This window comes from Roseovarius tolerans (assembly GCF_900109855.1).
Taxonomy (GTDB): domain Bacteria; phylum Pseudomonadota; class Alphaproteobacteria; order Rhodobacterales; family Rhodobacteraceae; genus Roseovarius; species Roseovarius tolerans.
Genome location: NZ_FOBO01000004.1, coordinates 112,815 through 132,205, shown reverse-complemented (window position 1 = coordinate 132,205; position 19,391 = coordinate 112,815). Strand labels below are relative to the sequence as shown.

The window sequence follows — 19,391 nt, the reverse complement described above, 5'->3', positions numbered from 1 at the left end:
ACTTTGGAGTGAGCCGCGTATCGCGCGGGTGCTTTGGTCCAACGACGGTTCAAGGCCAAAAATCTGCCTCGCCCATCACCGCGCCGTCACATCCCCATCCAGTTTACGCGCCTCGTCGATCAGCATCACCGGAATCCCGTTGCGAATCGGAAAGGCCAGCCCCGCCGCGCGGCTCACAAGCTCCTGCTGTGCCGCGTCATACTCCAACGTCCGGTGCGTCTGCGGGCAAATCAACCCGTCCAGCATGCGCCGGTCAAACCCCGGTGCCTCACCCGTCTCGCTCATTGCATGACCCCTTCGTCATCGCCGCCACGCAGCGTGTATTCGATCAGCGTCACCAGCGTCTCGCGTCGCGTGCTCAGCGACGGCGCCTCCAGCAGCGCCTGCTTGTCCTCCGGCTCGAACCCCAGCAGCATCGACAGCGAATTGATCAGCAACTCGTCCTCCGCCTCGCGCAGCGATTCCCAATCGGTCTCCAACTCGCGCGCTTGAAAATACCGCGATAACAGGTTCATGAACCGATCCCGGTCAAAGCCCGGATCGCTGTCCACCGGCCCCATGTCCCGCTCGAAACCCGACCACGACACCTTGGCCCGCCGATAGGGCGTGAACCCCTCGACCTCCTCGACCACGCGAAACCGCGACAGACCGGACAGCGTGATCATGTAGCGCCCGTCCTCGGTCTCCGAGAATTGCGTCACCCGCCCGACGCAGCCGATGGTGTGCAGCCCCGTGCCACCATCGCGGCCCGGCACCTTGTTGGGCTGCACCATCCCGATCAGCCGCCCCGGCGTCTTAAGCGTGTCATCGAGCATCGCCAGATAGCGCGGCTCGAACAGATGCAACGGCAAGCGCGAGCGCGGCAAGAGCAGCGCGCCGGGCAGCGGGAAAATCGGAATGATCTCAGGCAGATCGACGTTATATGTCATGCCGATTACCTAGCCCGCTGCATGGCTCAGGCAAATATCATCGAGCTGAGTTTTCTGCGTCCGTTCAACAGCACCGGATCATTCGGCTTGAGCGCCTCGAATATGGTGAAAAGCTGCGTCTTGGCGGCCGCGTCATTCCACTCGCGATCGCGGCGGAACAGCTCCAGCAATTCGTCCACCGCCTCCTGCGCCTCGCCCTTGGCATAGAGCGCCTGCGCGAGGTCAAAGCGGGCCTGATGATCGTCCGGATCGGCCTCCACGGCGGCGCGCAAGTCCCCGACCGGCCCGGCATTCTCCGCCTGCCGCGCCAGTTCGAGCTGCGCATGCGCGGCCTCGATCTCGGGCGATTTGCTGATCTCGGCCGGGGCCCCGTTCAGGATCGCCTCGGCCTGATCCAGATCCCCCGCCGCGATCTGCGCGCGCACCATCCCGGCATAGGCGCGGGCGTTCTGCCCGTCCTCCTGCAGGATCGCCGCATAGGTCTGCGCGGCATCCGTCACCGCGCCCTGCTCCAGCATCTCGTCGGCGGCATCGAGCGCCTCATCCAGCCCGCCGCCCTCGGCCGCACCGCCCGCAGCCTCGATCACCCGGGCCACGAAGGCGTCGATCTCCGACGGCGCCAGCGCGCCCTGAAAGCCGTCGATCGGCTGGCCTTGCCAGAACGCATAGACCGTGGGCAGCGACTGAATCCGCAATTGCCCCGCGATCATCTGGTTCTCATCGGCATTGACCTTGGCCATCTTCACGGCCCCGCCCGCGCGCGTCACCGCCGCCTCGAGCGCCGGTCCCAGCGTCTTGCACGGCCCGCACCACGGCGCCCAGAAATCCACGATCACCGGCACGCTTTGCGACGCCTCGACCACCTCGGCCATGAAATCGGCCTCGGAGACGTCCTTGATCAGGTCGCCTGCCGCTGGTTTCGCTTGTCCTTGACCCAATTCGAGCATTGTCACCATCCTTCAGCTTTGTGTTGCGCCTTATATGAGGGGCAGCGGCGCGGATTCAAAGGTCGAATTGCGCAAAGACCGGTGCGTGATCCGACGGCTTCTCCCAGCCACGCGCATCGCGCAGGATGCGGCTGCCATGCGCGGCGGCGCGGATATCGCCACTGGCCCAGACATGATCCAGCCTGCGGCCCTTGTCGGCGGCGTCCCAGTCACGCGCGCGATATGACCACCAGCTGTAAAGCTGTCCCTCGGGAATGTCGGCGCGGGTCACGTCATGCCACCCGCCCGCCTCCATCACGTTATCCAGATGCTCGACCTCGACCGGCGTGTGGCTCACGATCTTCAAGAGCTGCTTGTGCGACCACACATCATCCTCGCGCGGTGCGATGTTGAGATCCCCCACCAGAACCGCCTTTTCCGGACGGCTGTCGCGAAACCAGTCGCGCATCTCGGTCAGGTAATCGAGTTTCTGGCCGAATTTCTCGTTCTTCTCACGGTCGGGCACGTCGCCCCCGGCAGGCACGTAGAAATTATGGATGGTGACCCCGTTCTCCAGCCGCCCCGCCACGTGACGCGCATGGCCAAGGGATGCGAAATCCATGTCGCCCGCATCCTCGATCGGCAATTTCGACAGGATCGCCACGCCGTTATAGCCCTTCTGCCCCCGCGCGACCATGTGGGTGTAGCCAAGCTCATGGAACCGCTCCAGCGGGATCTTCTCGACCGGGCTCTTGCATTCCTGCAGGCACAGGATGTCGGGGGCCTCGTCCTCCATCAGCCGCGCCACCAGCCCCTCGCGCAGGCGAACCGAATTGATGTTCCATGTGGCGAGGGTAAAACTCATGCGCGATCTCCTGTCTGCGTTCGCGCAGACCCTAAAGCGCGGCGCGCCGCGTTTCCAGATGCGATTGTGCGGGCAGGGTTTCTTCTGGCCGGAAATTTCCCGGGGCGCGGCACCACGACGCCGACGGCAGCGCCCCCAACCGACCGGCCAGAAAGAAAAAAGCCCCGGCGCGATGCCGGGGCCAGTCCAACAGGGAGGTTCATGTATAACCATACATGAGCTAACATTAGCAGATTATTCGTGATCCTCAGATAAGACTTTGATCGAAGTCAAGCGAGCGTGTCCTTTAAACCACAAGGCGATATCCACCCGATTCCGTTACCAGAAGGCGAGCGTTGCCGGGATCGGGCTCGATCTTCTGACGCAGGCGGTAGATGTGGGTTTCCAGCGTGTGCGTCGTCACCCCGGCATTGTAGCCCCAGACCTCGTGCAACAGCACATCGCGCGCCACCACCCCCTCGGTCGAGCGGTAGAGGAACTTGAGGATGTTGGTTTCCTTCTCGGTCAGCCGCACCTTGCGCTCGTCATCCGTGATCAGCATCTTCATCGACGGCTTGAACGTGTAGGGGCCCAGTTGAAACACCGCGTCCTCGGATTGCTCGTGCTGGCGCAGTTGCGCACGGATGCGCGCCAGCAGCACCGGGAACTTGAACGGCTTGGTGATATAGTCGTTCGCCCCGGCATCCAGCCCCAGGATCGTATCGGCATCGCCGTCATGCCCGGTCAGCATCATGACCGGGGCCCTGATGCCTTGCTTGCGCATCAACCGGCACAGTTCGCGCCCGTCGGTATCTGGCAGCCCGACGTCAAGGATGATCAGATCATAGATCATGTCCTTGATCTTGTTCATCGCATCCGCGCCGTTGCCCGCCTCGAAGACGTCGAAATCCTCGGTCATGATCAGTTGTTCGCCCAGCGCCTCGCGCAGATCGTCATCGTCATCGACCAGCAGAATTTTCTTGACCTGTGCCATATACTCTTCCTCTTCTTCTTTCCGAACATGCGCCACAAGCGCGGCTGCGACAAGATGTGCAACATCCGCCTCACGCCCACGTGTTGCCCTGCGAGCGTTTCTTTCATTTCATTACAAAACGCTCTACATGACCGATAGACGCAACCGGAGACCCGCAGCATGAGCCTTTCGCCCGACATCACCGAGATCATCGCCCGTGCCCGCTCGGACCTGCGGATGGGTGTGCCGGTGGTGCTCTGCGCGGCGGATGGCAGCGCCGCTCTGGTCATGGCCGCCGAAACCCTCGATGGCCAGCGCCTCGCCGACCTGCGCGCGCTCGGTCAGAGCCCCGTGCTGGCGATCACCGCGCGCCGCGCCGCCACGCTCAAGGCGCGCGCCTATGACGGAGATCTGGCGCGCGTGCTGCTGCCGCCCGATGCGCGGCTCTCGTGGGTGCTGGCGGTGGCCGATCCGGCGGACGATCTCAAGACCCCGATGAAAGGTCCGCTCCAGACCCAGCGCGACGGCGATGCCGGGCTGCACCGGCTGGCGCTCAACCTCGTGAAATCCGCGCGCCTGCTGCCCGCCGCCGTGGTGCTGACGCTCACCGACGGCGAGCAATTTGCCGCACGCCACGGGCTGACCCGCGTGACGCTCGATCAGGCCACGCCGCAACTCCTGCGCACCAGCCCGCTGCACCCGGTGGTCAGCGCGCGCCTGCCGCTCGAGGTGTCCGAGGCGGGCCGGTTGCACATCTTCCGCCCCGAGGATGGCGGCGAAGAACATTACGCCATAGAGATCGGCCAGCCCGACCGCGCCGTGCCGGTTCTGGCCCGGCTGCATTCGGCCTGTTTCACCGGCGACCTGATGGGCAGCCTGAAATGCGATTGCGGCCCGCAACTGCGCGGCGCGCTCCTGCAGATGGGCACCGAGGGCGCGGGCGTGCTGCTCTATCTCAACCAGGAAGGGCGCGGCATCGGCCTTGCCAACAAGATGCGCGCCTATTCGCTGCAGGATCAGGGCTTTGATACGGTCGAGGCCAATCACCGGCTGGGATTCGAGGATGACGAGCGCGATTTCCGCATCGGCGCGCGCATCCTGTCGCTGATGGGCTTCTCCGCCGTGCGGCTGCTGACCAACAACCCGGCCAAGATCACCATGATGGAGGACAACCACATCAAGGTCGTGGAACGGGTGCCGCTGAAACTGGGCGAGAACGCCCATAACCACGCCTATCTCGCGACCAAGGCGTCTAAATCCGGCCACCTTTTATAGGTGCGTGATTTGGCCTGATGCTGCCGTTTAGGTGCAGCTCCAATGCGCGGAATCAAGGTGCCGTAGGCACCGTCGCGCAGCGCCCGACCGCCCCTCCCCCCGCTTCTCGAACCAGATGATCACCTCGCCCACCTCGACGCCGTACTTGTCCATATAGGCGCGGTTCAGCACGCGGTCCTCACTCACCTGCCACATCCAGTCGTCGAAACTGACCCGCAGCGTGCCATCCGGCACCGGCAGATCAATGGTATATTGCCAGTTGAACGCGTCGCCCCGCTCTTCACCGCTGGCCTGCCCGATCACCCCCGGCGCGCTGCCCTCCCAGGTCTCTGCCCCGGTCTTGGTCAGGGTCCAGACCCGGCGTTCGGTACTGGCATCCTCGTAGACGAAATCCTCGGTCAGGGTCAGCACCTCGCCATCCCAGTCTCCCGCCACCTGCACCTCGAAGCGCCGCCGCACGGTGCCGAACCGGTCCTGAAATTGACCATAGCCCACCACATGCCCGTCGAAAAACTCTTCCAGCTCGAAATCCCGCTGGCTCAGCTTTTCATCCGCCAGATCCGGTCGCCCGGCACAGGCGCTCAGTATCATCAGGGAAAGGATCAGAACAACGACACGCATGAAAAAGGCCCCCGGGGTGATCATCTACCCCCGGGGACCTATCGCGAAACCGCCGCACGGCAAGGTTCAGGCCCGGCGCGCCCCGCTCAGCACGGCGGCGAACCCCACCGCCAGAACCGCCACGCAGATCACCAGCAACTGCTCGTATTTGTGCCCCTCGGGCAGGAGCGCCACGGCCCAGTCCGCACTTCGCGCAAAGTATGTCACCGCCCCCGCCATCGCGGCCCCGAACGCCACCAGGTAGGACCAGAGGGCGATCTGCCGCCCCATCACCAGACCCACGACCAGAACCGGGCTCAGGAACATGCTCGCCGTGCCGCTGACCGCCACGGCATCAAACAGCGTCTGATTGCCCCAAAGCGTCAGCAGCGTGCCGAGGACCATGAACACCACCATCGCGCCCCGCCCCGCCATCAGCGACCGGGTGCCGATCTTCAGCTCATCCACCACCAGCCGCGCCGCACTGGCCAGCGCGGAATCCAGCGTGCTCAGCGCCGAAATCAGCAACGACACCAACAGCGCGATGAACAGCCATGCCGGGAACATCCCCGCCCATGTGCCGATCAACTCGCCCTCGTATTCCGCCCCGACCAGCCCGGCCTGAATGCCGAAAAACCCGAACCCGATGATGCACAGGGTCGAGATCCAGAACGCATGCAGAAACGATTTCCGCGTCGTCGCCGGATCGGCGAGAAAGCCGCGATCCATCATCACCGGGTCATGCGCGGGGTATGAGAACACCTGCAACAGCGCCACCACCAGCAACACCTGCCCGTTCCATGCCCCCGCCGTGCCCGGCGCAGTCAGCACCGCGCCGATCTGGAATCCGGGGCTCACGACGAGCGCGATAAACGCTGCAGCAAAAACCCCCAGAAACACCACCATCTGCAACACATCCGTGCGCAGCGCCGCACTCAAGCCCCCCCAGGCGCTATAAGCCAGCCCGAGGGCGGCGACGATCAGGATTGAGGCCTCGCGCGCCACGCCGACCTCTGGCAGGACGGCGGCAAAGATCAGCCCGACCACCAGCAGGTTGGCGAACACCTCCGACAACAGGCGCAGTCCGATCACTAGGTTATAGCAGGCATTTCCCGTGGCCCCGAACCGCGCGCCCAGCCAGTCCTGCACCGATCCGGCACCGCCCGCGCGCAACCGGCCCACGATATAGCCCCCGGTCAGAAACGATCCGTAGTAGGCGGCATAGGCCAGCGTGCCCCAGATGCCGTAGAAATAGCCAAGGATTGCCGAGTTCATCAGCGACCGCGCGAAAATCCACGTCGTGACCTGGCTCAGCACCAGCACCCACAGACCCGGCGCGCGCCCATCAACACCCGCGCCGCTGAAAAAGCCGCCGATCGTGGCGCGCCGTGGCGCAACCAGCAGGCTGGCCAGAATGACCAGCCCGAAAAGGCCAATGATCACCACTGCTTGCATCTCATTCGTTCCCCGTTGTGAAGAGCCCACCAATCGCTACCAAGCCGCGCAGGGCACCGCCACGCCCCGGCGCAGCTTGTGACGCAAACGTGATCGCAGCCCCCCGATCCGGCGTCACAGCGTGGCATTCACTCCGCCGCCATCGAGCAGGATATTCTGCCCCACGATGAACCCGGCATGCTGGCTGCACAGGAACGCGCAGGCCGCGCCGAACTCATCGGCCGTGCCATAGCGCCCCGCCGGAATCCCGGCACAGCGCCGCGCCTTGGCCTCGTCCATGGAAATCCCCTGCGCCTCGGACACCCCCTTGTCGAGCGCATTGGCCCGGTCGGTGGCATGAATGCCCGGCAACAGGTTGTTGATGTTGACCCCGCTGCCCGCCACCTGCCGCGCGGTCCCCGCGACATAGCCGGTCAACCCCGCGCGCGCCGAATTCGACAGGCCCAGCACCGGGATCGGTGCCTTCACCGATTGCGAGGTGATGTTGACAACCCGGCCCCAGCCGCGCTCCATCATCCCCGGCACCAGCGCCTTGATCAGCGCAATCGGCGTCAGCATGTTGGCATCGAGCGCGGCAATGAAATCCTCACGCTCCCAATCGGTCCACATCCCCGGCGGCGGCCCGCCCGCGTTGTTGACGAGGATATCCACCGCGCCCGCCGCCTTCAGCACAGCCGCGCGGCCCGCGTCATCGGTGATATCGGCGGCCACGGTCACGACCTCGACACCGAACTCCTCGCGAATTGTCGCCGCCGACGCCTCCAGCGCCTCGGCCCCGCGCGCGTTCATCACCAGATCGACGCCCGCCCCGGCCAGCGCCCGCGCACAGCCCAGCCCCAGCCCTTTCGACGACGCACAAACCAGCGCCCGCTTGCCCTTGATGCCAAGATCCATCTCACCCTCCGCTTGTTTCGATGCTTTACCGCGACTTAACACCCTGTCGAGCAACATGGCCAGTATCTTGCAGGGCGTGTGCGTGGCTCTCGCCGCCAAATCTCGCAGCGATTGACCACATGCTGCCACAATCCTAAGCTAGCCCTCTGGTATAGATACTTATGCCAATCACCTTTTCAGAATGACCGCTCTCGAATGACCCAAGACGCACCCCGCCCCGCCCAATCCATTCCGGTCTATCAGGCCATGGATTTCCGTGTCGTGAGCGGCGCCAACCTCGGCGATGCGCTGTCCTTCGCCGCCGAACTCGATCTCGACGACGTGTATGAACTGACCGCGCAGGCGCGCCCGGCGCGGCTGTCTCTGGTCATGCATGGCACCGGCCCCTTCACCATCGGGGCCGAATCGGAAATCGGCCTACCCGGCGCGCATGTCCATCTCGATTGCGCGCTCACGCTGATGTCGGCGACCGGCGGAACCACGGATGTGCTCGTCTTCGTCGAGGTGGATGACGCAGGCCACGTTGCCGACATCTACGCCATGCCGCTGGCACAGATCGCGCCGCGCACCGGCTATGCGCTGGTCGGCGTCGACCGGGACGGTGCGCTGCGCAAATTCGCGCAGGCCGCCTGCGTCTCCTTCACCCGGGGCACCCATATCACCATGGCCCGGGGCGAGCAGATACCGGTCGAGGACCTGCGCCCTGGCGACATGGTGCTCACCCGCGACGACGGCCCCCGCCCGGTGCGTTGGATCGGCCATTCGACGGCCCGCGCCGTGGGCGATTTCGCCCCCGTCCGCATCACCGCCGGGGCCCTGCACAATGAAAACGACCTGCTGGTCAGCCCCGATCACCGGCTCTTCATCTACCAGCGCTCCGATGCGCTCGGGGCCGGCCGGCACGAGGTGCTGGTCCGTGCCCGTCATCTGGTGAACGGCGACACCGTCCGCCGCGAAACCGGCGGCTTCGTCGATTACTACCAGATCCTGTTCGACGCGCATCAGATCATCTATGCCGAAGGCATCGCCGCCGAGACCCTGCTGGTCGATCCCCGCACCCGCGCGGCCCTGCCCGCCGAACTCGAAGAAAAGCTGCTGGCCGAGGCCGCCGCCCACGGCAATAGCACCCATCTGCAATTCGAGGTCGGCCGCGCCCTGCTCGACCACCCCGACGCCGCCGACCTGCTCAAACGCGCCTCGACACGGTAAGCCGCGCGGCGCGGACCGTCCGAAATCCACGGTCCTGCCCACCGACGCGATACCGACAGAATACCGACGCGATACAGACAGCCCTGATCCACCCCTCGCTTGCGCCCCTCACCTCCCCCCTCTATATGGCGAGCCATGTTGGACACCCGCACAAATCGCCCCGATCTGCCCGCCGAGATTGCCCGGCGGCGCACCTTCGCCATCATCTCCCACCCCGATGCCGGCAAGACCACGCTGACGGAAAAATTCCTGCTTTATGGCGGGGCCATCCAGATGGCCGGACAGGTCCGCGCCAAGGGCGAGGCGCGGCGCACGCGCTCGGATTTCATGCAGATGGAAAAGGACCGGGGCATCTCCGTCTCAGCCTCGGCGATGTCCTTTGATTTCAAAGACTTCCGCTTCAATCTTGTGGACACGCCCGGACACTCGGATTTCTCCGAAGACACCTATCGCACGCTGACCGCGGTCGATGCCGCCGTGATGGTGATCGACGGGGCCAAGGGCGTCGAGAGCCAGACCCGCAAGCTCTTTGAGGTCTGCCGCCTGCGCGATCTGCCGATCCTGACCTTCTGCAACAAGATGGACCGCGAGAGCCGCGATACGTTTGATATCATTGATGAAATTCAGGAAAATCTGGCCATCGACGTGACCCCCGCCAGCTGGCCCATCGGTCAGGGCCGCGATTTCGTCGGCTGCTATGACATGTTTAACAACCGTCTTGAACTGATGGACCGCGCCGACCGCAACAAAGTGGCGGAATCCATCAAGATCAACGGGTTGGACGATCCAAAACTTGACGAACACGTGCCCGAAACCCTCGTCGCCAAGCTCCGCGAAGAGGTCGAGATGGCGCGCGAACTGTTGCCCGAACTCAACCCGCAATCGGTGCTTGAAGGGCATATGACACCCATTTGGTTCGGCTCCGCGATCAACTCCTTCGGGGTCAAGGAACTGATGGAGGGCATCGGCACCTACGGCCCCGAACCGCAGCCCCAACGCGCCGAACCACGCCAGATTTGCCCTGAAGAATCAAAGGTTTCCGGGTTCGTGTTCAAGGTGCAGGCCAATATGGACCCCAAGCACCGCGACCGTGTCGCCTTCGTCCGCCTCGCCTCTGGCCATTTCAAACGCGGCATGAAGCTCACCCATGTGCGCTCCAAGAAACCGATGACGGTCTCCGCCCCCGTGCTCTTTCTCGCCTCTGACCGTGAACTCGCCGAAGAGGCATGGGCCGGTGACATCATCGGCATCCCCAACCACGGGCAATTGCGCATCGGCGACACTCTGACCGAGGGCGAGACGCTCAAGGTGACCGGCATCCCATCCTTCGCGCCGGAACTGCTGCAACAGGCCCGCGCGGGCGATCCGATGAAGGCCAAGCACCTTGAAAAGGCGCTGATGCAATTCGCCGAGGAAGGCGCCGCCAAGGTGTTCAAACCCGCCTTCGGCTCGGGCTTCATCGTGGGCGTCGTGGGCGCGCTGCAATTCGAGGTTCTGGGCAGCCGGATCGAGCTGGAATACGGCCTGCCCGTCCGCTTCGAGGCGTCACAGTTCACCTCCGCCCGGTGGGTGCAGGGCGACAAGCAGGCGGTCGAAAAATTCACCGCCGCCAACAAGCAGCACATCGCCCATGACAATGACGGCGACGTCGTTTACCTCACCCGCATGCAATGGGATATCGACCGGGTGGAACGCGATTATCCCGACATCACCCTGACCGCGACCAAGGAAATGATGGTCTGAGACCGGTCAGAGCGCAGCCGCACCGGCGCGTCCGAAATACCCCTCGCCCAGCTTCACGCGCTCGACGATGCCCAGGCGTGGCGACCAAAGTGGCGGCGCGAGAGGTGCAAGCGCCTTCATATCCTTGAGCACGGCCATCAATCCACGCTGATCGGCATGGCCGAGCGCGCCGCCCCGGCTGCGGGCATAGCCAAGACCGCGCACCATGATCACGTCCAGATCAGAGGCCCGCTGCACCGCGCCCGCTGCCAGCAAACGCTCCGACGCATTGACAAGGGCGGCATGCAGCGCATGGCGCGGGGCCATGCCGCCGGGCAGCGCCGCCTCGCCCATCTCGGCGAATTCGCGTGGCGTGCGCGGCCCCTCGGGCGGATGGTCGTAAAACCCGCGCCCGACGGCCCGCCCCGATGCGCCCTTGGCGATCCGCCCGGCCAACGGGGTCAGCGCGTCTCCGGGCAGGCCCAGCATATCCGCCACGCGGCGCAGGCGCGCCTCGGCGGGCACCAGCCCCTCGAGGTCCATCATCAGGAACGGACCCATGCGCAGCCCCAGATGCCGCGCCGCCTGATCGACGCGCTGCGGGGCAAATCCGGTCTGCACCAGCGCCACACCGGCCAGACACAGCGCACCCCCCAAAACATGACCCAGCCCCGGTCCGGCTTCGGGGCGCGCCGCGCGCACCACCGTCACCCGCAGCGCCGTCAGAAACCGCGCAAGGCTGGCAACCTCATCGGGCGCATGGCCCTCGGGCACGCCGATCTCGGCGCATCGGGCCGTCTCGGCAGGCGCGAAGAGCCGCAGCGCCAGTCCCGGCCCGGCAAAACCCGCCCCAAGATCAAGTCGCGCCGCAAGGCCCGCGCCCGGTTCGACCGCATCCGTGCCCAGCCACAGGTCGGCCCGCCGGTCGTCGGCGTCATCACTCAACCGTGACAGCCACTCCTCCTTGGTGCCCGCCTGCATCTGACCGCGCGCGACCCGCGAATCGAGGGTCCGGCGCAACGTGGCGGGCAGGTCGGGATCATCCGACCAGACCGCACGCCCGGCAGCGAGGCAGAGCAGCGCCACCTCCTCCAGCCCACGCCCCGACAGCCCGACGCGCCCGATCTCGCGCACCTGTCCCCGGCGCAATTCCGGCAAAACAGCCGCCCGCCGCTCGGCGGCATAGACATGACGCTGCGCGCGCGCCTCGGCGCTGTTGACGCGTTCCTCAAAGAGCACCTCCTCAAAATCGAGGCCCTGCGCGAAAGGCAAAAGTTGCGCCGCCTCGGCCGCGCGCAGGATATCCGCCGCAGCACCGCGCTGCGCGCCCAGCTTGTCGCGCACCGAGGCGATGGCGCGCTGATACCCCGCAGGGTCCGACAGACCGCGAACCATGTCGCCGCTCCGCGACCACTGGCCCGCTGCGGCCAGACGTGCAGCGAAGGTGCAGGCCTCGGCCTCGGGCGGGTCCTCGGTGATCTGGTCAAAAAGACGCCGCAAGCGCGCATCCTCTGCTGGCACGGCTTGTCCCGACAGCATCAGTTCCAGTGCGGCCTGCGCCCCGACAAGACGCGGCAGACGCTGCGTTACACCCGCACCCGGCATCATCCCAAGGCTGATTTCCGGCAGCGCGATCCGAGTGCCGGCCTGCGCCACCCGCCCATGCGCCGCAAGCGCCAGCCCCAGCCCCGCCCCCAGGGCCGAGCCGTGCAGCGCCGCGACCACCGGTTTGGAAAACGCGTCGATCCGCTTGCAGATATCGCCGATCCGCGGGGCCGCCAGCGGCCCGTCATATTCCGTGAGGTCAACCCCCGAGGAAAATCCGGTGCCGGTCCCGGTCAGGACAACCGCGCGACACGTCGCATTCGCCTCGGCCGCATCGAGCGCCGTCATCAAGGCCGCGCGCAGGTCAGGCGCAAGTGCATTGGCCACCGGACGGTCGAGCCGCAGCACGGTGATCCCGTACTTCTGGTCTGTCTGGATCGTCCCGCTCACACCCGCTCCACTCGCTCTGCATTGCCATTGGAGCAATTACTACGAAGAATTGCTCCATACGCAAGCACAGGCGGGATATGGGCGTCGCCTCAGACCGGCATATTGTCGAATTCAGCCTCGATCGCCTCGCTCAGCAAGGTCTGGTGCAATTGCTTGATCCGGGGCGGCACGGCCTGGCCCTCGGCGCGCAGATGGTCGATCGCCCGGCGCAACCGGGGCTCATGGCGATAACGGGTGTTCAACCCCTCCTGACCGACGAGGGTCTGGATCTGGTCAAGTTCGGCAGTGACGTTGATCATGACATTCCTCCCTGATGGAAGACAACCATAGCGGGTCTTTTCCACGCGACCTATAGGTAGATGCGATGCGCGACAGAATTGTGAACGCGGTCAGGACATTTGCGCGGCACATGACCGGCAAACAGGCGTTTCCGGAAGAATGTCGAGCCGATCAGCGGCAATCTGCTCACCACACGACGTGCAGAGTCCGAAACTGCCATCGCGCAGACGGCCAAGTGCCGCCCTGATCCGCGCGATCTCCAACTCGCCGCTGTGGCCAAGCTGTTCCAGCACCTCGTCACCTTCCCGCTCGACCGCCAGTTCTTCCCAGTCGCGGGATTTCGGCGCATCCAGTTCGGCCTCGATGGCGTGCAGCCGTGCATCCAGCAGCTTGAGACGCTGCAACAGCGCCTCGCGATATGTCGATTTGTCCAGCATGAATTATCCTCCGCAATTCGGGGTTATCCTAGCAGAACCACACGTGGCGGGCCTTGACACATGTCAACCCTGGCCAGAGCGCGGGCTCACGCGTCCTGCTTGGCGTGTAACGTCAGTGCCGTGCCGGGGGCTGGTTTGGTCGTGCTTTGCTCCGGTTCGGCCTTCGCGTCGGGCAGAGGCGCGGCGGCGGAGGATACAAGGCGCAGGGCACGCCAGCCGTTGAGTTGCCCCAGTCGCGCCTCGGCCACAAGATGCGCGCCCGCTCCGGTCACCTGGATCGCGCCCAGGCTTTCGGGGGTGAGCGCCAGCACCTGGCCTCGCGATAGCGCGCAGGCCTCGCGCAACGGCAGGGTGATCCGCGCCATCACCGCATCAAGCACCACTGGCGCGCCAAGCGCCACATCGCTCATCAAGGCGCGGGCAGGTCCACCCGCGTCGGTCCGGGGGCCGGTCTTGGTGGCGAGCGGACGGCGCGCAGGCACCAGCAGATCAAGCCGCCCGGTCCGAACACCCGGCCCCAGATCAGCGGTCACGCGAAAAACATCGAAATCCGGCGCGTCGAGCAAGAGCCCCAGAGCGCGCCGATCCTCAACCCGGTCGCCAAAGCGAAAACCGCGCGGCACGTATCCCTCCACCTCGGCCAGCATTTCGCTGTCGACCCCGTCAAGCACCGCATCGACCAGCGGCGCCACCATCGCCGCATCGGTGCGCGTTGCCCGCCGCGCAGGGGCCGCACCGGGCCGCACCTTGCCGGTGGTCTGCACTTCGATCAGCGCCGCCATCATCTGTGCGTCGAGGGCCAGGGCCCCGCGGGCCCCGCCCGCACCGTCCAGCAGCAGGATAAGCCCCTCGTCCGCAACCGTCTCCGCGACCTGCGCAAGACTGACCCGCCGCTGTTCGACCGTGGCCACGGTCAGCGCCAGGTCAAGCAGCGTATCAGCGGCCCGCGCCACCGCGAGGCGCAGCGCCTTGGCCGGCGACATCGCCCGCGCGTCAGAGCCGTCGCGCGCTGCGCGGGCCTTGCGGTGGATGACCGAAGCTGTGTCTTGGGCTGTCATGGCGCGCGATATCCCTCCGTCGCGCCATCCTAGGTCAGGCGTGGTTACGATTCCCTTACCGCCCAACCTCTCATTGCGCCGCCATACGCCGCGCCTGCGGCAGGCTCACGCGAAACGCCGCGCCGGTCTGCCCCGGCAGATAGCTGACCGATCCGCCAAGCCGCGCCATGATCTCGCGGCAGATCGCAAGACCCAGCCCCGCGCCCCCGGCCTTGGTCTCGCCGATGCGCGAGAATTTCTCGAAGATCACCGCCTGTTTCTCGGGCGGAATGCCCGAGCCGTTATCTGTGAAATCGACAACCACATGCCCGTCCGCAACGCTCGCCCGGATGCTCAGCACCGGCGGCGTGCCGTCACAATATTTGCGCGCGTTGGCGATCAGGTTGATGAAGACCTGCGCCAGCCGGTCAAGGTCCGAGGTCAGCTCCACCGCCTCCGCCGCACGGTCGCGCGCGACCGTGAGACCGCTGTAATTCACCCCCGCCGCCCGCTCTGCCCGGTCGAGCAGGTCCGACAACAGGCCGGTCTGCGTGTTCAGCACCACCTGCCCATTCTCGAGCACGCTCAGGTCCAGCAGATCGTCGAGCAGCCGGGTGAGCCGCACCGCCTCGTCATGAATGATCGAGGCGTATTTGCTCTGCTCGTCCCCCGTCAGATCGCCGGTATCGCGCAGAATCTCCGAGAACGCCCGGATCGAGGTCATCGGTGTGCGCAATTCATGGCTGATCTGGCTGAGGAACCCGTCCTTCTGCACCGACAGCTGGGTCAGCTTCTCGTTGGCCTGCCGCAATTGCCGCGCCGTGCGCGCCAGTTCCTGGCTCTTGGCCTCGAGCTGGCTGGAATATTCCATGATCTGCGCGGTCTCGTCCGCCACCGCCATCAGATCCTCGACCGACACGGCGGCCCCGCCGACGATCTGACTGATCATCGCATGCGCCGTCGCCGCCCCCACCGAGCCTGAAAGTGCGCGTTCCAGCTCCTGCAGGAAATCGGGGCTGGGTTCGGGCAAATAGCCCGCCACGCCCTGCCGCCCGGCGGCGGCGGCAAAGAGCGCCTGCGCCTCTCGCGCGCCCATGATGCGCTGCGACATGATCAGCAGATCCTCGCTCTGCGCCATGCCGCCAGTCCAGCCGCCGGGTGTCCCGGAATGATCGAACACATTGACAAATTGTGCGCCCTGCAAGCGCTCCAGCGGTTGCGGAAAGCTCAGCAGAGATCCCAGAATGAACGCAGTCGCATTGAGCAGCATCGACCACATCAGCGCATGCAGCACCGGGTCCATCCCCTCGGCCCCGAAAAGCGCGTAGGGCCGCAGCCAGGCAAGTCCCCAGAGCCCGTGATCGAACACCCCCTGCGGCAGGAGAAGCGACGGACCAAAGCTGGGCAGGAAGAGACAATAAAGCCAAAGCGTCGCCCCGACACTCAGCCCCAAAAGCGCACCCGTCCGCGTGGCCCCACGCCAGAACAGCCCGCCCATGAGCGCAGGCAGGAACTGCGACACCCCGACAAAGGCGATGAGCCCGATCGCCGCGAGTGCCGTGCCGCCCCCCGACAGGCGAAAATAGAGATAGCCCAGAAACACCACGCCCGCGATGCTCAGCCGCCTTGCCAGAAGCGCCACGTTGCGCACGTCGCCCGAGACCATCGCCGCACCGCCCGAAAAATGCAGCCAGATCGGCATCACCACATGATTCGACACCATGGTCGATAGCGCGATGGCCGCCACGATCACCATCGAGGTGGCGCTTGAGAACCCGCCCAGAAAGGACAGGATCGCCAGCCCGTCGCGCCCGTCCATGAGCGGCAGGGTGAGCACGAAGAGGTCCGGATTTGCCCCCTCGGGCATCATGTCGAGCCCGACGGCGGCAATCGGCACGACGAACAGGCTCATCAGCATCAGATAGGCCGGAAAGGCCCAGGCGGCGGTGCGTAGATGGTCCTCGTCCTCGTTCTCGACCACCATGACCTGAAACATCCGCGGCAGGCACAGGAAGGCCGCCGCCGACAGCGCGGTCAGCCCGACCCAGCGTCCGCCCGACACATCGAACCTCGAAATCGCCGAGGCCTCAATTCGTTCAAGCGTGCCTTCGATGCCGCCCGCCAGTCCCCAGACCACGAAAATGCCCACTGCGAGCAGCGCGCACAGCTTGACCACCGCCTCCATCGCGATGGCCATGACCACACCGTGATGACGCTCGTTGGCATCGAGGTTGCGGGTGCCGAAGAGGATGGTGAACAGCGCCAGCCCCATCGCCACCCAGAGCGCGGTGGACTGCATGTCGGGCAGCGTGGTGGCGGCCAGATCGGTCTCGGCGAAGGCGGCGAAGGACAGTGTCACCGATTGCAGTTGCAGCGCAATATAGGGCGTCGTCCCCACCACCGCGAGCACCGTCACCAGCACCGCGAGCAGGTTCGACTTGCCATAGCGCGACGAAATCAGATCGGCGATCGAGGTGATGCGCTGACTGCGCCCGACCCGGACCAGACGCCGCAGCGTCCACCACCAGCCGATCATCACCAGCGTGGGGCCCAGATAGATCGTCACGAATTCGAGGCCCGACCGTGCCGCGAACCCGACCGCGCCGTAAAACGTCCAAGCCGTGCAGTAGATCGACAACGACAGGGTGTAGACAAGGGGCGATCCCAGCCAGCTGCCCCGCCCCTGCGCCGCTGCCCGGTCCGCACCGAATGCCACCACGAAGAGCAGCACCACGTAAAATACACAGACCAGAACAAGGACGTTGAGGATCGCCATCAGCCCTCCTCACCGTCCGCAGCACCCTCTTCGGTATCGCTGGCGCGCAGGTGACGCGAGATCACCCCCGAGATCGCGACGAGAACCGCCCAGAGCCCGAACACGTAAAGCATCGTCACGGCCGTGCCGGGCGCGCGTTCGCCGCCCTGCCACAACAGCGGCACACAGAATAAAAGGCCGCCCAGCACCGGCAACAGCCGCGCGCCATCTGACAAGCGGCGACGCCTGTAGGTGCGCCGCGCCAGAAAGACCGGGCCGCGCTCGGGGCTCATGCCCCCACCAGATCGCGCACCGCCGCCAGCACGTCTGCATTGGAAAACGGCTTGGTCATGTATTGGCTGGCTCCCGCCTTCTCGGCCATCTCGCGATCCTTCATCTGACCGCGCGCCGTCAGCATCAGCACGGGGATCTCCGCGAACTCCAGATCCCCCCGGATCTCGGCCAGAATGTCAAAGCCACTCTTGCCGGGCAGCATCACGTCGAGAATGATCAGGTCAGGGCCGCGAAGGCGCACCGCCTCCATCGCATCATGCCCGTTGGAATGGGTCTTCACCTCCCAGCCATCCCGCGACAGGATAAAGCTCACCGCCTCGATTATATTCGGCTCATCCTCGATCAGCAGAACCTTTTTCCCCATGCAACCGGCCTCCCCTCCGATGCGTGCGCGGTCAGACGCACCGCGCAACTATTCCCAATCTCGGGCCCCAAGTCAAAAGCCCTCTGCGATGATCGACGGCTCGCGCCGCGCCACACAGTCCTTGATCGGGCAAATCCGGCAACTCACGCCCAATTCGTGCACACCTCCCGAAGCCTCGCCCGGATCGGGCAAGAGCAGCATATGCGCCTGCATCAGCGCGGGCCGGTCAAAGCCCGCAGGTGCCGCCAGACCGGCCACGGCGAGCGCGCCCACCACCTCGCCACCACGCCCGACCTGCCGCACACGGGCGCGCAGCGGCACCTGCGGCTGTGCCATCACCTGATAGAGCGGCCAGAGCGCGCAAGCCCCGGCCAGCCGCGGCATGTCGAACCCGTCAATCGGCTTGCGGAACACCAGCGTGCCCGAGGCATCGCAGATTACCAGCCCGACGGGTCCAACCTCATCTTCGGGCAGTGCGGCAAGACGGCGAAAGACCTGTGCGATCTCCACGCCGGTGGCGTCTGCCAGCCGGTCGGGACGCAACCCGATGGTGCGGACACGCGCCAGAAACGGGCCGAGCGGCAAGGCCCGCGCATCCGCCAGATAGCGCAGCAACACCTCCCGGGTCAGGCTCTGTGCCGGGGTCGACATCGCTTGCGCCGCCTCGTCCTTCAACAGCCGCATGACATCACGCGGCCCGGCGACATCGCGCTCCAGCTCCTCGAAATGATACCCGCGCGCCGCCAGAAAGGCGTGCATCTCGTCCTGCGGCGATTGCACCTCGGCGTCGCGATTGGGCGCGCCCTCCAGATACTTGACCAGCGCCTGTGCGCCCTCGGTCAGCCGCGCGCTGTCCTCGTTGATATTACGGTGAAAGCGCGCCTGCCACTCGGGCTCCAGCGCCTCGGTTTCCACCAGGATCGACGAGGTTGAGCGAATGGCCGTCACAGATGAAATCACCTCGTGCAGCGAATCCGCCAGAAAGGGATCATGCGCCAGCCGGTCGGTCAGTGTCTCGATTGTGCGCTCCAGACCTTGCGTGCGCCGGTAAAGATCAGTGAGCAATCCCGCCCATCCCGGAAAGCGCCCGGCAAACTCCTCGATCCGGCTCAGTTCAGGGCCATCGACACCCGGCTCTCCCGCGGCTTCGCGCAGGGCTGAGATGAGCGTGGCCTCGGCCCCTTCGGACAAGACCTGCGGCTCCACCTCCAGCGCCTGCGCCAGTTTGAGCAGGGTCTTGCCGCCGATTCTGCGGCGGTTATGCTCGATCAGGTTGAGGTAGGAGGGCGAAATTCCCGCCTGTTTCGCCAGCTCTGACTGCCGTATACCACTGAGCACCCGACGCTCGCGAATTCGTGTTCCGATCATAAGCCGTTCCGGCATCTGAATTTTCCCTGCCTTCA

19 protein-coding genes are annotated in these 19,391 nt (G+C 65.4%); 3 read left to right on the top strand and 16 right to left on the bottom strand.

The features are described 5' to 3' along the window. Nucleotides 1-75: 75 nt before the first annotated feature. The 5 genes from BMX04_RS05310 to BMX04_RS05290 form a co-directional block, all read right to left on the bottom strand. Nucleotides 76-285, bottom strand: a complete 210-nt coding sequence (locus BMX04_RS05310) for a Trm112 family protein (protein WP_074785316.1) — start codon at nucleotides 283-285, stop codon at nucleotides 76-78. Beyond that, nucleotides 282-929, bottom strand: a complete 648-nt coding sequence (locus tag BMX04_RS05305) for an LON peptidase substrate-binding domain-containing protein (protein ID WP_074785315.1) — start codon at nucleotides 927-929, stop codon at nucleotides 282-284. Before BMX04_RS05305 ends, BMX04_RS05310 begins: the two co-directional genes overlap by 4 nt. Before the next feature lie 26 nt (nucleotides 930-955). Continuing rightward, nucleotides 956-1,876, bottom strand: coding sequence for a thioredoxin family protein (locus BMX04_RS05300; protein ID WP_074785314.1), 921 nt, complete (start codon nucleotides 1,874-1,876; stop codon nucleotides 956-958). Nucleotides 1,877-1,931: 55 nt separating this feature from the next. Next, a complete protein-coding gene (locus BMX04_RS05295; RefSeq protein ID WP_074785313.1) occupies nucleotides 1,932-2,720 on the bottom strand; it encodes an exodeoxyribonuclease III in 789 nt (262 codons plus the stop codon). A 286-nt stretch (nucleotides 2,721-3,006) separates the two neighbouring features. Then, a complete protein-coding gene (locus BMX04_RS05290; protein WP_050662871.1) occupies nucleotides 3,007-3,693 on the bottom strand; it encodes a response regulator transcription factor in 687 nt (228 codons plus the stop codon). 159 nt (nucleotides 3,694-3,852) lie between these two features. Between BMX04_RS05290 and ribA the strand changes: the two genes are divergently transcribed. Next, the gene (ribA, locus tag BMX04_RS05285; protein ID WP_074785312.1) at nucleotides 3,853-4,947 is read left to right on the top strand and encodes a GTP cyclohydrolase II; all 1,095 of its coding nucleotides are present in this window, start codon (nucleotides 3,853-3,855) and stop codon (nucleotides 4,945-4,947) included. Nucleotides 4,948-4,974: 27 nt separating this feature from the next. On the opposite strand, the gene BMX04_RS05280 is transcribed toward ribA, so the two are convergent. The 3 genes from BMX04_RS05280 to BMX04_RS05270 all read right to left on the bottom strand — a co-directional run bounded on the left by BMX04_RS05280 (nucleotide 4,975) and on the right by BMX04_RS05270 (nucleotide 7,896). Further along, nucleotides 4,975-5,568, bottom strand: a complete 594-nt coding sequence (locus BMX04_RS05280) for a DUF3833 domain-containing protein (protein ID WP_083398098.1) — start codon at nucleotides 5,566-5,568, stop codon at nucleotides 4,975-4,977. A gap of 66 nt (nucleotides 5,569-5,634) precedes the next feature. Continuing rightward, nucleotides 5,635-7,002 carry an SLC5/6 family protein gene (locus tag BMX04_RS05275; protein WP_074785311.1) on the bottom strand — a complete coding sequence of 456 codons (1,368 nt, stop codon included), beginning with the start codon at nucleotides 7,000-7,002 and terminating at the stop codon, nucleotides 5,635-5,637. Between the two features lie 114 nt (nucleotides 7,003-7,116). Next, nucleotides 7,117-7,896: an SDR family oxidoreductase gene (locus BMX04_RS05270; RefSeq protein WP_074785310.1), complete on the bottom strand. Its 780-nt coding sequence runs from the start codon at nucleotides 7,894-7,896 to the stop codon at nucleotides 7,117-7,119. A 195-nt stretch (nucleotides 7,897-8,091) separates the two neighbouring features. Here BMX04_RS05270 and BMX04_RS05265 point away from each other — a divergent pair, with 195 nt between their 5' ends. Continuing rightward, nucleotides 8,092-9,105, top strand: coding sequence for a Hint domain-containing protein (locus BMX04_RS05265; RefSeq protein WP_074785309.1), 1,014 nt, complete (start codon nucleotides 8,092-8,094; stop codon nucleotides 9,103-9,105). Nucleotides 9,106-9,240: 135 nt separating this feature from the next. Continuing rightward, nucleotides 9,241-10,848, top strand: coding sequence for a peptide chain release factor 3 (locus tag BMX04_RS05260; RefSeq protein ID WP_074785308.1), 1,608 nt, complete (start codon nucleotides 9,241-9,243; stop codon nucleotides 10,846-10,848). 6 nt (nucleotides 10,849-10,854) lie between these two features. On the opposite strand, the gene BMX04_RS05255 is transcribed toward BMX04_RS05260, so the two are convergent. From BMX04_RS05255 to BMX04_RS05220, 8 genes are all read right to left on the bottom strand, one after another. Then, a complete protein-coding gene (locus tag BMX04_RS05255) occupies nucleotides 10,855-12,822 on the bottom strand; it encodes an enoyl-CoA hydratase/isomerase family protein (protein WP_074785307.1) in 1,968 nt (655 codons plus the stop codon). A gap of 89 nt (nucleotides 12,823-12,911) precedes the next feature. Further along, nucleotides 12,912-13,121: a hypothetical protein gene (locus BMX04_RS05250; protein WP_074785306.1), complete on the bottom strand. Its 210-nt coding sequence runs from the start codon at nucleotides 13,119-13,121 to the stop codon at nucleotides 12,912-12,914. A gap of 90 nt (nucleotides 13,122-13,211) precedes the next feature. Continuing rightward, the gene (locus BMX04_RS05245; protein WP_074785305.1) at nucleotides 13,212-13,538 is read right to left on the bottom strand and encodes a TraR/DksA family transcriptional regulator; all 327 of its coding nucleotides are present in this window, start codon (nucleotides 13,536-13,538) and stop codon (nucleotides 13,212-13,214) included. 86 nt (nucleotides 13,539-13,624) lie between these two features. Continuing rightward, on the bottom strand, nucleotides 13,625-14,596 hold the full coding sequence (locus BMX04_RS05240; protein ID WP_244888479.1) for a FliM/FliN family flagellar motor C-terminal domain-containing protein: 972 nt from the start codon (nucleotides 14,594-14,596) through the stop codon (nucleotides 13,625-13,627). 70 nt (nucleotides 14,597-14,666) lie between these two features. After that, complete coding sequence (locus BMX04_RS05235) at nucleotides 14,667-17,351, bottom strand: ATP-binding protein (RefSeq protein ID WP_074785304.1); 2,685 nt, start codon at nucleotides 17,349-17,351, stop codon at nucleotides 14,667-14,669. Next, the gene (locus BMX04_RS05230; protein ID WP_074785303.1) at nucleotides 17,351-17,623 is read right to left on the bottom strand and encodes a hypothetical protein; all 273 of its coding nucleotides are present in this window, start codon (nucleotides 17,621-17,623) and stop codon (nucleotides 17,351-17,353) included. Before BMX04_RS05230 ends, BMX04_RS05235 begins: the two co-directional genes overlap by 1 nt. Then, nucleotides 17,620-17,988, bottom strand: coding sequence for a response regulator transcription factor (locus BMX04_RS05225; protein ID WP_050662858.1), 369 nt, complete (start codon nucleotides 17,986-17,988; stop codon nucleotides 17,620-17,622). Before BMX04_RS05225 ends, BMX04_RS05230 begins: the two co-directional genes overlap by 4 nt. 72 nt (nucleotides 17,989-18,060) lie before the next feature. After that, nucleotides 18,061-19,371: a helix-turn-helix domain-containing protein gene (locus BMX04_RS05220; protein WP_074785302.1), complete on the bottom strand. Its 1,311-nt coding sequence runs from the start codon at nucleotides 19,369-19,371 to the stop codon at nucleotides 18,061-18,063. Between the last annotated feature and the right edge of the window lie 20 nt (nucleotides 19,372-19,391).

Coding starts and splice junctions, on each gene's coding strand:
- BMX04_RS05310 (WP_074785316.1), bottom strand. CDS start 285: ATGAGCGAGACGGGTGAGGCACCGGGGTTTGACCGGCGCATGCTGGAC.
- BMX04_RS05305 (WP_074785315.1), bottom strand. CDS start 929: ATGACATATAACGTCGATCTGCCTGAGATCATTCCGATTTTCCCGCTG.
- BMX04_RS05300 (WP_074785314.1), bottom strand. CDS start 1,876: ATGCTCGAATTGGGTCAAGGACAAGCGAAACCAGCGGCAGGCGACCTG.
- BMX04_RS05295 (WP_074785313.1), bottom strand. CDS start 2,720: ATGAGTTTTACCCTCGCCACATGGAACATCAATTCGGTTCGCCTGCGC.
- BMX04_RS05290 (WP_050662871.1), bottom strand. CDS start 3,693: ATGGCACAGGTCAAGAAAATTCTGCTGGTCGATGACGATGACGATCTG.
- ribA (WP_074785312.1), top strand. CDS start 3,853: ATGAGCCTTTCGCCCGACATCACCGAGATCATCGCCCGTGCCCGCTCG.
- BMX04_RS05280 (WP_083398098.1), bottom strand. CDS start 5,568: ATGCGTGTCGTTGTTCTGATCCTTTCCCTGATGATACTGAGCGCCTGT.
- BMX04_RS05275 (WP_074785311.1), bottom strand. CDS start 7,002: ATGCAAGCAGTGGTGATCATTGGCCTTTTCGGGCTGGTCATTCTGGCC.
- BMX04_RS05270 (WP_074785310.1), bottom strand. CDS start 7,896: ATGGATCTTGGCATCAAGGGCAAGCGGGCGCTGGTTTGTGCGTCGTCG.
- BMX04_RS05265 (WP_074785309.1), top strand. CDS start 8,092: ATGACCCAAGACGCACCCCGCCCCGCCCAATCCATTCCGGTCTATCAG.
- BMX04_RS05260 (WP_074785308.1), top strand. CDS start 9,241: ATGTTGGACACCCGCACAAATCGCCCCGATCTGCCCGCCGAGATTGCC.
- BMX04_RS05250 (WP_074785306.1), bottom strand. CDS start 13,121: ATGATCAACGTCACTGCCGAACTTGACCAGATCCAGACCCTCGTCGGT.
- BMX04_RS05245 (WP_074785305.1), bottom strand. CDS start 13,538: ATGCTGGACAAATCGACATATCGCGAGGCGCTGTTGCAGCGTCTCAAG.
- BMX04_RS05240 (WP_244888479.1), bottom strand. CDS start 14,596: ATGACAGCCCAAGACACAGCTTCGGTCATCCACCGCAAGGCCCGCGCA.
- BMX04_RS05235 (WP_074785304.1), bottom strand. CDS start 17,351: ATGGCGATCCTCAACGTCCTTGTTCTGGTCTGTGTATTTTACGTGGTG.
- BMX04_RS05230 (WP_074785303.1), bottom strand. CDS start 17,623: ATGAGCCCCGAGCGCGGCCCGGTCTTTCTGGCGCGGCGCACCTACAGG.
- BMX04_RS05225 (WP_050662858.1), bottom strand. CDS start 17,988: ATGGGGAAAAAGGTTCTGCTGATCGAGGATGAGCCGAATATAATCGAG.
- BMX04_RS05220 (WP_074785302.1), bottom strand. CDS start 19,371: ATGCCGGAACGGCTTATGATCGGAACACGAATTCGCGAGCGTCGGGTG.